The following is a 12932-nucleotide window of genomic DNA, read 5'->3' on the forward strand; positions in this document are numbered from 1 at the left end:
TTGCCCCTTAGAGCGCCGGGCCTCACGTATACGCGCGATGGTGGCGGGGCGGGCGTGCCTTCGTCAAGAGGGCGTGTGGCGGGTCCATTCTCATGGCATTTTGACAGCCATAAGACAGCGGCAGGTTCGTTTCGGAACTATCGCAACTTTACCCGCGGGCGCTCCCGGCAGAAAATCCCACGCAGATTTACGGAGCACACCATGGAAAAATCACGCAATGCGGCTGACCCGCCCCCCGGCATGACGCTGGATCACCCCGCCCAGCTCCAGCTCGGTCAGCGCCATCTGCACACCCCCGGCGCTAAGGCCCGACTGGCGCACGATCTCGTCCACCCCCACCGGCGCCGGGCCGAGCAGCGCGGCGATCCGGTCATTGGCATCGGCGCCTCCCTCCTCGGCCTCATCCCCGGTCTCATCCGCCTCTGGCAGGCGATCACCGCCACAGCCATCGAGCGGGGCGTGATCCTCTTCATGGAAATGCGAACGCGGCAGGCCGTCGAAACTGGCGATCAGCTCGATAATATCCTCGGCCCGCTGGATCAGGATGGCCCCCTCGCGGATCATTTCGTTGCAGCCATGGCTGCGCGGGTCGAGCGGAGAGCCGGGAACCGCCATCACCTCGCGCCCGTAATCGCCCGCCAGCCGCGCGGTTATCAGCGAGCCGGACTTGAACGCGGCCTCGACCACCACGGTCCCCGCCGCAATGCCGGCGATGATGCGATTGCGTGCCGGGAAGTGGCGCTGGGTAGGCTCAACGCCGGGGGGGGCCTCGGTCAGGAGCAGCCCCTCCTCGGCAATACGTGATTGCAGCGCGGCATGTTCGGTGGGATAGGCAATGTCGATGCCGCCCGCGATGACAGCGATCGTGGTGGCGCTGTTATAGCTCTCTCCGCGACCGGCCAGCGCGCCCTCATGCGCGGCCGCATCGATCCCGCGCGCCAGACCCGAAACCACCGGATAGCCCGCCTCGGCCAGCCCGCCCGCGATTTCACGGGCCAGACGCATCGCCCCCGCGCTGGCATTGCGCGCGCCCACTATGGCCACCGGCGCGGCCCGCGACAGATCAGCCCGCCCGCGCGCAATCAACAGCGGCGGCGCCGAATCGAGCTGGCGCAGCAAGGGAGGATAATCGGGCGAATCGTGAAAGATATAGCGCGCACCGGCGGCGCGGACGGCCTTGATCTCGGCCTCGATCACGCCAATGTCGATGGCACGATAAGGTTTGCGACCCTTGGAGCTGCCACGTCCATCGCCTCTGGCGGCCAGATCCGGCAAAGCGTCGAGCGCGCGGCGCGCATCGCCAAAGCGGCGCAGCAATTGGCCGAAGGTGACTGGCCCGATGTTGGGCGAACGGATCAGGCGGATGCGCGCCAGCCCTTCCTCGCGCGTCAGGGTAAAACCCGCGCCGGACTGCGCCTCGTCGCCCGGCCCGCTCATCCCTTTTTCGCGCCCACTTTCGGCTCGGTCCCGGCGCGCAGGCGGGTGATATTTTCACGATGTTGATACAGCACCAGCACGGCCAGCGCGGCCAGCACCGGCACCATCGCCATATGCCCCAGCGCCAATGCACCAATCGGGGCGGCCAGCGCGGCGCTCATCCCGCCAACGCTGGAAATGCGCGAGAGCTTGAACATGCCCACCCATGCCAGCAGGCACAGCAGCCCCACCGGCCATGCCAGCCCCAGCGCCACGCCCAGCATGGTGGCCACGCCCTTGCCGCCTTTGAATTTCAGCCAGACCGGAAAGCAATGGCCCACCATCGCCCCTGCCCCGCCCGCCAGCGCCAGCCATGTTGCCCCGGCGGCCCCATCGGCAAATTGCCCGGCAGGCAGCATGCCCGCGATCAGCACCGCCGCCGCGCCCTTGCCGCCATCGAGCAGCAGCGTGGCCGCCGCCAAACCCTTGCGCCCGGTGCGCAGCACATTGGTCGCCCCGATATTGCCCGAGCCGATCGAGCGCAGATCGCCCGCGCCAAAGGCCCGCGTCAACAGCAGGCCAAAAGGCACCGAACCCAGCGCGTAACCCAGCACCGAGGCCACCATCAAAGACATTGCATTCACCCTTGTTGGCGCCCGATGCTTTAACCAAAGGGCGCGTTCATCCCTCCTTTAGTCGCAGCGGAGGCTTTGTCGAACCCCCTTCTCTTTCCTTTTTGCCGCAATCCCTCCTAAAGAGGGACTGACATGGCCCCGACTCCCAAAGAACTGATCGCCCCTTCAGCCCCCATCCTGCTGTTCGATTCCGGCGTTGGCGGGTTGACCGTGCTGGACGCGCTGCGCCGCCATTTGCCGCAAGCCCCGGTGATCTATGTCGCGGACAATGCAGGCCTGCCTTATGGCACCAAGAGCGAGGCGCAGATCGCCGCTCGCGTGTCGGGCCTGCTGGGGCGGATGACCGAGCGTTTGCGCCCTCGTCTTGTCTGCATCGCCTGCAACACGGCCAGCACGATCGCGCTGGCCAGTGTGCGCGAGGTGCTGGAGGTGCCGATTGTCGGCACCGTCCCCGCGATCAAGCCCGCCGCAGCCATGACCCAGACCGGCGTAATCGGCCTGCTGGGCACACAGGCGACGATCCGGCAGGCCTATGTGGATCGACTGGAACATGAATTTGCCGCCGGTAAACGCCTTTTGCGCCATGGTGCGCCCGAACTGGTTGAGGCGGCGGAGGCGAAATTGCGGGGCCTGCCGGTCGATTCCCGGTTGATTGCGCGGGCGGTTGCGGGGCTGCGCAATCAACAGGGTGGGGATCGCATCGATACGGTGGTGCTGGCCTGTACTCATTTCCCGCTCTTGGCGCAGGAGTTGGGCGAGGCATTCGGTCCGGGCGTGCGCTTTATCGACGGGGCCGACGGCATCGCGCGTCGTATCGCCTTTTTGACGCAAGGTCAGGAGTTTAGCCGCAATGCCGAGGACCTCGCCCTATTCACCAGCGGGGACGGCATCGCCGGTCTGGAGCCGGCGCTGCACCAGCGCGGGCTGATGCGGGTCGCCGTGTTCTGATCGCCTTAATGATCGGTCTGCGACAAAGACGAATACTACTTTTGGACAGAATGCCCTATCTCACTGTTTGACTCTGGTCATTTTATGCATCCCCTCATATGTTCTAAGGGGGGAGAGCCGGAAAGCCGGATCCATACGGTGCCGTTCAGGATTAGAGCCAGTGAACTACGACCAGATTTTCGACGCAGCTATCGACCGCCTGCATTCCGAAGGGCGGTATCGCGTGTTTATCGACATCCTGCGCAACAAGGGCGCCTATCCCAACGCGCGCTGTTTTGCCGGACATAACGGCCCCAAGCCGATCACGGTGTGGTGCAGCAACGACTATCTGGCGATGGGGCAACACCCCAAGGTGATCGCCGCGATGGAAGAGGCGCTGCATGACGTGGGCGCCGGTTCGGGCGGCACGCGCAACATCGGCGGCAACACCCATTACCATATCCAGTTGGAAGAAGAACTGGCCGACCTGCACGGCAAGCAGGGCGCGCTGCTCTTCACCTCGGGCTATGTGTCGAACGATGCCACGCTCTCCACGCTGGCCAAGATCCTGCCTGGATGCGTGATCTTTTCCGACGAATTGAACCATGCCAGCATGATCGCCGGCATCCGCAATTCGGGCGCGGAAAAGAAGGTGTTCCGTCACAATGATGTCGAGCATCTGGAAGAACTGCTGAAGGAAACCGATCCCAACGTGCCCAAGCTGGTGGCGTTTGAATCGGTCTATTCGATGGATGGCGATATCGCCCCGATCCACGAAATCTGCGATCTGGCGGAAAAGTACAACGCGCTGACCTATATCGACGAGGTTCACGCCGTGGGCATGTATGGCCCGCGCGGCGGCGGCATCACCGACCGCGACAATGCCGCCCATCGCATCGACATTATCGAGGGCACGCTGGGCAAGGCATTCGGCGTAATGGGCGGCTATATCGCGGCCGACAAACGCATCGTCGATGTTATCCGCTCCTATGCGCCGGGCTTCATCTTCACCACCTCGCTCTCGCCGGTACTGGTCGCGGGTGTGCTGGCATCGGTGCGCCATCTGAAGGCATCGAGCGTGGAGCGTGACGGCCAGCAGGCCGCCGCCGCCAACCTCAAGGCGATGATGCGCGAGGCGGGCCTGCCGGTGATGAACTCGACCACGCATATCGTGCCGCTGATGGTGGGCGATCCGGTCAAGGCCAAGAAGATCAGCGACATCCTGCTGGCCGAATATGGCGTCTATGTGCAGCCCATCAACTTCCCCACCGTGCCGCGCGGGACCGAGCGTCTGCGCTTTACACCGGGGCCGCAGCATACCGAGGCCATGATGCGCGATCTGACGCGGGCGCTGGTCGAAATCTGGGATCGGCTGGAGTTGCGGCTGGCGGCTTGATTTCGGGGGTTTATGCCTCCGGCGGGCAAAGGGACTTGTCCCTTTGCAATCCCGTTAATGGGGTGGGGCCGGGTTGGCAGGGTCATTGAAGAGAATTTGCAAGCCTGCGGCGCGGGGGCCTTAGAGCCAAAAGCGACGCAGGCTTTAATGTTGCAACGCTGCGTGCAACTCACCTTGGCCGAACCCAAGGCGCAACACAAACTAATGGGAGCGCGAGGGTCTAGACCCTCGCATACCTTCTAACCTTACCCATACCTTCCGGTCACATAATCCCGCATCGCCGCCGTCGCAGGCCGCACAAAGGCCTCGCCCGAGGGTCGGAATTCGACCATTTTGCCCATCAGCATAAAACCGGTGTAATCGGAAATCCGCGCCGCCTGTTGCAGGTTATGGGTGACGATGACGATGGTGAAGCTCTGCTTCAGCTCAATCAGCGCCGTTTCCAGCTTGGCGGTGGACAAAGGATCGAGCGCCGAGGCTGGCTCGTCGAGCAGCAGCACTTCCGGCTCCACCGCGATCCCGCGCGCCACACACAGGCGCTGTTGCTGCCCGCCCGACAGGCTCAGTCCCGATTTGTCCAGCTTGTCCTTGACCTCGTCCCACAGCGCCGCGCGGGTCAGCGAGGTTTCGACGATCTCATCCATCTGCGCCCGCGAAACATTGCGGTGCAGCCGCACGCCAAAGGCGATGTTTTCATAGATCGACATCGGGAAAGGCGTGGGCCGCTGAAACACCATGCCGATACGCGCGCGCAGCCGGGCATTGTCGCCGTTGATCGCCGGACCTGCGGCGGGCGGCGCATCCTCGACCGCTTCACGTGGGTTCAGCAGGTTTTCGCCGTTGAACAGGATCTGCCCCTCGGCATGCTGGCCGGGATAGAGGTCATAGATCTTGTTGAGCGTGCGCAGCAGCGTCGATTTGCCGCAACCCGACGGGCCGATCAGCGCGGTGATCTTGCCACGCGCCACCGGCAGATCGACGCCGAACAGCGCCTGATGCTTGCCATAGAAAAAGTTGAGCCCACGAACGTCCAGCACCCGCTGCTCCATCGGCGGAGGCAGGATCACGCTGGCGACATCGGCCTGTTTGGCGTCAAAATTCACGACTGATGGCTCCCGCGCGCCAGAGCGCGTCCGATGATGTTGGCGGCAAGGACGGTGATCGCAATCAACAGCGCCCCCACCCATGCCAGCGCGCGCCAGTCGTCAAAGGCCGACAGCGCGAATTGATAGATCGTGGTGGGCAGCGCCCCCATCGGCTGGGTCAGGGCAAAGGACAGATCGGGATTGCCCAGCGAGGTGAAGAGCAGCGGCGCCGTCTCGCCCGAGATACGGGCAAAGCCGAGCAGCGCGCCCGTCACCAGACCGGGCCGCGAAGCCCGCCAGATGATAGCGCGGATGACATAGCTCTTGCCCGCGCCCATCGCCATGCCCGCCTCGCGCAACTGGTTCGATTGCAGGCGCAGGATGTCCTCGGTAGTGCGCGTCACCACGGGCGTGGCCACAAAGGCCAGCGCCACCGCGCCCGCTGCGGCCGAAAAGCCATGCAGCGGGCGCACCAGCAATTCGTAAACGAACAGGCCGATCAGGATCGAGGGCGCGGAAAGCAGCACGTCGTTCAAAAACCGCACCACCTCGGCCAGACGCTTGCCCTCGCCATATTCGGCCAGCCATGTGCCCGCCAGAATGCCGATGACCACCGCCATCACCATGCCGATCGCGCACATTTCCAACGAACCGAGGATCGCATTGCGCAGGCCCCCGGGCATTTCAGGCGGCGGCTGGTCCATGGTAAAGATATGCAGTCCGATCCCGCCCAGCCCGTTGACCACCAGCGACCACAGGATCAGCAGGAGCGCAATCACCGCCACGGCCGTTGCCGCCATGGTCAGGCCCACAAAGCCGTAATTGACCAGCTTGCGCCGCGTATGGCGGTCAAACCTCATCACGCCTTCTCCTGTCCGATCAGCAGCCGCGCGCCCACCAGCGCGGCAAAGGTAATCACAAACAGCACCAGCCCCAGCGCCAGCAGCGCCGAGACATGCAGATCGCTGCTGGCCTCGGCAAATTCATTGGCGATGGTCGAGGCAATGGTCGACCCGCTGGCAAACAGGCTGCGCGGAAATTCATGGCTGTTGCCGATGATAAACGTCACCGCCATCGTCTCGCCCAGCGCGCGGCCCAGCCCCAGCATCACCGCGCCAATCGCGCTGCGGCGGATATAGGGCAGCATGATCCGGCTGACGACCTCATAGGGCGTGCAGCCCATACCATAGGCAGCCTCGCGCACATGGGTGGGCACCGAGAGCAGCAGCTCGCGCAGGACCGTGGCGATATAGGGCAGCACCATGATCGCCAGGATCATCGCGGCGGTAAAGATATTGGCACCATTGGGGATGCCCTCGAACAGATGGCCCCAGAAACTGTCGGGATCGACCACATAGAACAGCGGCAATTGCACATGCAGCGCAAACCACGGCGCCAGCACAAACAGGCCCCACATGCCGTAAACAATGGACGGGATGCCCGCCAGCAGCTCAACCGCCATGCTGACATATTTGGCCAGCACCGCGGGGCAGAATTCCACCAGAAACACCGCAATCCCCACCGCCAGCGGCAGCGCCATCACCATGGCCAGACCTGCCGTGACCAGTGTGCCGACAATGGGGCCCGCCGCGCCGTAATCCTCGGCCACAGGGTCCCATGCGGCGGAGATGAAGAACTTCGGCCCGAAATGCGCCAGCGCGGGCCAGCCCCCGATCACCAGCGCGACCAGCAGCCCGGCCAACGTGGCCATCAGCACCATGGCGGCGGAAAAGCACAGCGCCTGAAAAAACGCATCCTGCCGCGCCGCGCGCGAAAGGCCGTTGGTTTCCTCGGTCATTGGCCGCCCCCGATCGCGCGCCATTGCTGGCGCACCATGGCCTTGAGCGAGGCGGGCAGCGGCACATAGGACAGGCGCGCCGCCGTGGCGTCCCCGCGCGCAAAGGCCCAGTCAAAGAAACGCAGCACCGCGCGACCCTTTTCCGGGCGCTCCTGATCACGGTGCATCAGGATGAAGGTCGCGCCGGAAATCGGCCATGTCCCGGCGCCGGGCTGGTTGAGCAGCAGCACGTAATTGCCTGCCGCCCGGCCCCATGGCGCCGCCGCCGCGGCCGCGGCAAAGCTGGCCGGTTCAGGTGTCGGGAATTGCCCCGAGGCGTTCTGCACACGGGCATAGCTGACCTTGCCCTTGCGGGCGTAAATATATTCGACATAGCCCAGCGCACCATACGTCTGGCGGACGAAGGCCGCCACGCCGTCATTGCCCTTGCCCCCGATCCCGGCGGGCCATTTGACCGCATCGCTGGCCCCCACCATGCGCGCCCAATCGGGCGAGGTCTGGGCCAGATAGGTGGTGAACAAGAAAGTCGTGCCCGAACCATCAGCGCGATGCACCACCGTGATCGGGAAAGGCGGCAATTTCAGCCCCGGGTTGAGCGCGGCAATGCGCGGATCGTTCCAGCGCTTGATCCTGCCCAGAAAAATCTCGCCCAACAGGCCGCCCGACAGGCGCAATTGCCCCGGCCCGATGCCCGGCAGATTGAACACCGGCACCACCCCGCCAATCGCAGCGGGAAATTGCACCAGCCCGGCCTTGTTCAGTTCCTCGGGCTTCAAAGGCTTGTCGGTGGCGCCGAAATCGACCGTATGGGCGATGATCTGGCGCACCCCGCCGCCTGATCCAATCGATTGATAATTCAGCTGATCGCCGGAAGCCCCGGCATATTCGCGTGCCCATGCCTGATAAAGAGAGGCAGGAAAGCTGGCCCCCGCGCCGGTGAACGATTCGGACCGAGCGGGCGAAATCATCGCCAGCCCAAGGCCGAACGCCAGCACGGTTTTGCGAAACATGGGCGATTCTCCACCAATGGGCACACTTCGCCCACGTCGGGCGCTAGACATTCCATATGACAACTTTGTGACAATCGCCAAGCCTCGGCACTTTCGCGCAATTTTGGCCCAAGCCGCAAGAATCGCAGGCCACGCCCAACCTTTCCTCCCCTATGCGGAGAGCGATGTCATAGAAATGTCATTTTCCTGACCGCACCCCTGGCGCCCCAGCGCTTTATCGTCCCACCGACGATTATCTATCTATCCCGATGCGCGCGGCGGTCCTAAACTGGCACGATCAGATCGACGCGCTGACCGGGTCCCGGCGCGATCCGATCGGGGCGGCCGGTTCACGGGAATGGCTGCCAGCCTCGCGGCCCACATGGCTTATGCCACGCTTATGCCACAAGGAATTCGTTCGATGGATTTGCTCAAGCCCCTTGCTCTGACCCTTCTCGCATCGACGGCTCTGGCGCCCGATGCGGCAATGGCAGGCCAGCAAAAGGCGGCATCCTCGCAAAAGACGGCAAAGCCCTCCCCCAGCCTTCAGGCCCAATTGCAACAAGCGCAGGCGCAAATGGCCCGTATGCAGGCCCAGATCGACGCGCTGGAAAAGAAGCTGACCGTGCTGGCCGAAGGGCAATCTGCGCCTGCAACGGCCGCGCCTGAAACGCCCACCTTGGCCGCCGCCGCCGAAACCGCACGCCATGCCGATGCCACCGCCACGCAGGCGCTGGCCAGCGCGGAAAAGGCGCAGGGCGCCATCGCCCTGACCCAGCGCGCCGTGGCCGCCACAAAATGGGCCGCCAACACCTCGATCTCGGGCGAGATGTTCCTGAACCTGAGCAACATCACCCAGCACAGCGGCGGCGCGAACAATCCGGCCAGCGGCGTGGGCGTCAATCTCAAGCGCGCCTTCCTGGGGGTCAACCATCGTTTCAGCAGCAAGGTTTCGGCCGCAATCCTGCTGGACGCCGACAATGTCACCGGCCAGCCCAGCACGGTGAACCCGCTCACCTCGGCCTCGGGGCTGGTGGGCAAGGGCGTCTATGTGCGCAATGCCTATGGCGAGGTCAAACTGCACCCGGCGCTGACCATCCGGCTGGGCGCGGCGGAAATGCCGTGGATTTCCTATGCCGAGGGCGCGGAAAACCAGCGCCATGTCGAACGCTCGCTGCTCGAACGGGTGGGCTATGGCAATCCGGCCGACTGGGGCGTCCACCTTTCGGGCGACTTTCTGCGTCAGGGCGACACCAGCCTGTCCTATGGCCTGGCCGTGGTCAACGGCGGAGGCTATCGCCAGGCCCGCGTGACCAAATCGGTGGACGTCGAGGCGCGCCTGTCGGGCACATGGAAGGGCTTTTACGCCGCCGCCGGGGGCTATTACGGCAAGCGGGGCAATGACATCGAATCCATCGCGGGCACCACGGCCTCGTCCTTCCGCACCGCCACGCGCATCGACTTTATGGGCGGATACAAGAATTCGGTGATCGGCATCGGCGGTGAATATTTCTTTGCCCGCGACTGGAACAATGTGGGCGTCAACCCCGCGCTCTTTGCCCTCTCGCAGGATACGGCCAGCGGCTGGTCGGGCTTTGCCCATTACAACCTGTCGCGCCAGTGGAGGGCCTTTATGCGCTATGATCAGGTCCACCCCAACCGGATGACGGTGCGCGAATTGCAGGACGATCTGTTCGTGGGCGGCCTGCAATTCTCGCCGCTCAAATTCGTCGATCTGGCGCTGGTGTATAAGCGCGAAACGGTCAATGGCGGCTCGCTGGCCACCAGCAATGGCGTGGTGGGTTGCGGCACGGTGGCCACGCCCAATGCCTTTGCCACGATCTCTGGCCCTTCGGCGCTGTGCAAGGGCAACGGCACCTATGACGAAGTGGGGCTGTTCACCGCGATCCGCTTCTGATGCGCCCTGAAGTCATACTGCTGGCGGCGGGATGGTCGCGGCGGATGGAAGGCGCGGACAAAAGGCTGCTGCAATGGCGCGGGACGCCGATGGTGCGCCATGCGGTGCAACTGTATCTGGCGCTGGGCCTGCCGGTGGTGGTGGTGGGCCGGGCGCGCGATGAGGCTTTGGCGCTGGCGCTCGATGGGCTGGATCTGCGACTGGTGGCCAATCCTGATACAGGCAGCGAGCAGGGCGCGTCGGCGCGGGTCGGACTGGCGGCTTGTCTGCTGGACGGGGGCGTGCTGGATGGGGATGGCGTGATCTTTGCGCTGGCCGATCAGCCTTTGTTGCGGCCAGAGGATATTGCCGCGCTGATCGCGGATTTTGCCGCCCATCGCGATGCTGTCATTATCCCGCGCCATGATGGTGTGCGGGGCAATCCGGTGCTGATGCCGGGCGATCTGGCGCGCGGGCTGAACGCGGCGCCGGCGAACATCAGCCCGCGCGCGTGGATCGACCGCCATGCCTCGCGTATTGTCTGGCATGAGGCGGAACATTCGCGTTTTACCAGCGATATAGATACGCCGCAGGACGCGGATCGCCTGCGACAATACGAAAGTTGATTCATCATTCAGGATGGCTAGGTTAGCCATCCCAAGGCGCGCGATGCCGCAATGGATGACAAGAGGAGTGAACCGGCAATGAAACTCGACAAAAAGGTTTGCATCGTCACTGGCGCGGCCAGCGGCATTGGTCTTGCCATCGCGCGGCGTTATGTGGCCGAAGGGGCGCTGGTGGCGCTGGCCGATCTCAATCTGGATGCGGCCGGCGCGGCAGCGGCCGAACTGAACGCGGCAGGCCCTGGCGAGGCAATCGGCATCGCCATGGATGTGACCAGCGAGGAACAGGTCAATGCGGGCGTGGCGCAGGTCGTGGCCAAGTGGGGCACGGTCGATGTGCTGGTGTCGAATGCGGGCATTCAGATCGTCAACCCGGTGGAGAATTTCGCCTATGCCGACTGGAAGAAGATGCTGGCGATCCATCTGGACGGCGCTTTTCTGACCAGCAAGGCGGTCTTGCCACATATGCAGGCGCAAGGTTCGGGCGCGATTCTCATGATGGGCTCGGTCCATTCCAAAACCGCCAGCCCGCTCAAATCGGCCTATGTCACGGCCAAGCACGGGTTGCTGGGCCTGGCCCGCACCATCGCGCGCGAGGGCGGCAAGAAGGGCATCCGGGCCAATGTGATTTGCCCCGGCTTTGTCAAAACACCGCTGGTGGAAAAGCAGATCCCCGAACAGGCCAAGGAATTGGGCATCTCCGAGGATGAGGTGGTCAAGAAGGTGATGCTGGGCGAAACGGTGGACGGCGAATTCACCACCGTCGAAGACATTGCCGAGGTGGCGCTGTTCTTCGCCTCCTTCCCCACCAATGCGCTGACCGGGCAATCGCTGATCGCCAGCCATGGGTGGTTCATGGAATAAGGATCGGGTCTGGTCCAAAGCCGATTCAATTGCGATTCACGACCGGGCGCTTGTCTGCCAATCTCCAGACAGGGCGCGTGGATAGGGCCCAATCGATACGGGCCGCGGCGGACAATCTCCCGCCCGGTCCGTATCGGTAATCCCCGGGGGATGGGATCGGATGGCGCAAGAACAGGGCGTGCACGAAATTGATCGCAACCATGGCTCCGGCGGTCCGCCTGCCCTGCCTCTGCCATCTCGACCCGAACCGCTGGTGAAGGACAGGCCACTGCCGCGCCATCTCTCGCTGACGCGGCCCTCGGTCGGGTTGACTGCGACCATTGGTGCATGGATCGGCAGTATGGGGCGGATGCTGGTCTCGGGCTTTATTGTTCGAAAACAGCGCGAGGCGCCGCTCTCTCTGCGAGAACGTACCGAGATGACGCAATTGCGCGCGGAAAACCGCCGCCTGCGCGCACAATTGCAGGCGTTGGAGCGGCAAAAATCCGATTAGGCCGTCAGATGGGCGACCAGTGCCTTCACCTTTTTTTGACGCCATTGCGGCAGCGGGGCAACCAGCCAATAGGCCTTGCGCGCAGGCTCCACCTCGCCAAAGCCGGGGATGCGGCCCAGATCGCGCCAGCCCTGCGCCAGCAACAAAGGCACGCGCGCGCGACCAAGACCAGCAGCCGCGGCGGCAATCGCCTGTCCGGCATCGCCCACATGCAGACCCGCCTCAATCCCCTCGCCCGCCGGATTGGGGTCGCTGGGCCATGCGATCCACTCGCCCTGCCCCACCACGGTCTGCTCGGCCTCGCCAATCGCCACGCCTTCCAGATCGCCCGGACCTTCCGACAGGCGCATGGCCAGATCGAGGTTGGCCTCGGTAAAATCGGTGGCGTCGCCATCGACCAGCACGACGCGGATGTCGGGATTGGCCGCGCGGAATGCGGCAAGGCGCGGCGCCAGCCAAGCGGCAAAAATGTCGCGCGGGGCGGCAATCGTATAGACATGCGAGGATTGCCCCGCCTGCATCGCCTGCACCGCATCTTCAAATTGCAGGAAACCGGCGCGCAAAGGCTCCAGCCCCGCCTGTGCCTCGTCGGTCAGCTCCAGCCCCTTGGTCGTACGGCGGAACAGCACCACGCCCAGCAGATCCTCGAGCGCGCGGATCTGCTGGCCCACGGCGGCGGGGGTCACGGCCAGTTCATCGGCGGCGCGGGTGAAGGAGAGATGGCGCGCCGCTGCGTCAAACACGCGCAGGGCGTTAAGGGGAAGATGGGTACGCTTCATGGGCCGGGTTGTTGCGCGCCACCGCCCGCT

Annotated in this window: 13 protein-coding genes; 6 read left to right on the forward strand and 7 right to left on the reverse strand. The window is 64.2% G+C overall.

Going from position 1 to position 12932, the window contains the following annotated elements; genetic code table 11:
• Positions 1 to 210 precede the first annotated feature (210 nt).
• Both dprA and plsY read right to left on the reverse strand, forming a co-directional pair.
• Positions 211 to 1437, reverse strand: a complete 1227-nt coding sequence (gene dprA, locus FHW96_RS15890) for a DNA-processing protein DprA (RefSeq protein ID WP_172341557.1) — start codon at positions 1435 to 1437, stop codon at positions 211 to 213.
• Positions 1434 to 2051 (reverse strand): glycerol-3-phosphate 1-O-acyltransferase PlsY, encoded by a 618-nt coding sequence (gene plsY / locus FHW96_RS15895; RefSeq protein ID WP_172341558.1) that lies wholly within the window; start codon positions 2049 to 2051, stop codon positions 1434 to 1436. The genes dprA and plsY overlap by 4 nt, the downstream gene beginning before the upstream one ends.
• Positions 2052 to 2183: 132 nt before the next feature.
• Here plsY and murI point away from each other — a divergent pair, with 132 nt between their 5' ends.
• Both murI and hemA read left to right on the forward strand, forming a co-directional pair.
• Complete coding sequence (gene murI / locus FHW96_RS15900) at positions 2184 to 2999, forward strand: glutamate racemase (protein ID WP_172341559.1); 816 nt, start codon at positions 2184 to 2186, stop codon at positions 2997 to 2999.
• Positions 3000 to 3159: 160 nt separating this feature from the next.
• Positions 3160 to 4374, forward strand: coding sequence for a 5-aminolevulinate synthase (gene hemA, locus FHW96_RS15905; protein WP_172341560.1), 1215 nt, complete (start codon positions 3160 to 3162; stop codon positions 4372 to 4374).
• 245 nt (positions 4375 to 4619) lie between these two features.
• On the opposite strand, the gene pstB is transcribed toward hemA, so the two are convergent.
• From pstB to pstS, 4 genes are read right to left on the reverse strand one after another with little or no spacing between them, the layout of a single operon-like run.
• Positions 4620 to 5423 (reverse strand): phosphate ABC transporter ATP-binding protein PstB, encoded by an 804-nt coding sequence (gene pstB, locus FHW96_RS15910; RefSeq protein ID WP_172341660.1) that lies wholly within the window; start codon positions 5421 to 5423, stop codon positions 4620 to 4622.
• A gap of 50 nt (positions 5424 to 5473) precedes the next feature.
• Positions 5474 to 6319, reverse strand: coding sequence for a phosphate ABC transporter permease PstA (gene pstA, locus FHW96_RS15915; RefSeq protein WP_172341561.1), 846 nt, complete (start codon positions 6317 to 6319; stop codon positions 5474 to 5476).
• A complete protein-coding gene (gene pstC, locus FHW96_RS15920; RefSeq protein WP_172341562.1) occupies positions 6319 to 7257 on the reverse strand; it encodes a phosphate ABC transporter permease subunit PstC in 939 nt (312 codons plus the stop codon). Before pstC ends, pstA begins: the two co-directional genes overlap by 1 nt.
• Positions 7254 to 8267, reverse strand: coding sequence for a phosphate ABC transporter substrate-binding protein PstS (pstS, locus tag FHW96_RS15925; protein ID WP_172341563.1), 1014 nt, complete (start codon positions 8265 to 8267; stop codon positions 7254 to 7256). Before pstS ends, pstC begins: the two co-directional genes overlap by 4 nt.
• 400 nt (positions 8268 to 8667) lie before the next feature.
• On the opposite strand from pstS, the gene FHW96_RS15930 reads away from it, so the two are divergent.
• From FHW96_RS15930 to FHW96_RS15945, 4 genes are all read left to right on the forward strand, one after another.
• Positions 8668 to 10164 carry a hypothetical protein gene (locus FHW96_RS15930; protein WP_172341564.1) on the forward strand — a complete coding sequence of 499 codons (1497 nt, stop codon included), beginning with the start codon at positions 8668 to 8670 and terminating at the stop codon, positions 10162 to 10164.
• The gene (locus FHW96_RS15935) at positions 10164 to 10769 is read left to right on the forward strand and encodes an NTP transferase domain-containing protein (protein WP_172341565.1); all 606 of its coding nucleotides are present in this window, start codon (positions 10164 to 10166) and stop codon (positions 10767 to 10769) included. The genes FHW96_RS15930 and FHW96_RS15935 overlap by 1 nt, the downstream gene beginning before the upstream one ends.
• A gap of 78 nt (positions 10770 to 10847) precedes the next feature.
• The gene (locus tag FHW96_RS15940; protein WP_172341566.1) at positions 10848 to 11630 is read left to right on the forward strand and encodes a 3-hydroxybutyrate dehydrogenase; all 783 of its coding nucleotides are present in this window, start codon (positions 10848 to 10850) and stop codon (positions 11628 to 11630) included.
• Positions 11631 to 11790: 160 nt separating this feature from the next.
• Entirely contained in the window at positions 11791 to 12123 is a 333-nt protein-coding gene (locus FHW96_RS15945) for a hypothetical protein (RefSeq protein WP_172341567.1), read from the forward strand.
• Here the strand turns inward: FHW96_RS15945 and FHW96_RS15950 are convergent.
• Positions 12120 to 12902, reverse strand: coding sequence for a LysR family transcriptional regulator (locus tag FHW96_RS15950; RefSeq protein ID WP_172341568.1), 783 nt, complete (start codon positions 12900 to 12902; stop codon positions 12120 to 12122). The two genes, FHW96_RS15945 and FHW96_RS15950, sit on opposite strands and share 4 nt — an antisense overlap.
• Positions 12903 to 12932 lie beyond the last annotated feature (30 nt).

Source organism: Novosphingobium sp. SG751A (genome assembly GCF_013149295.1).
GTDB lineage: Bacteria > Pseudomonadota > Alphaproteobacteria > Sphingomonadales > Sphingomonadaceae > Novosphingobium.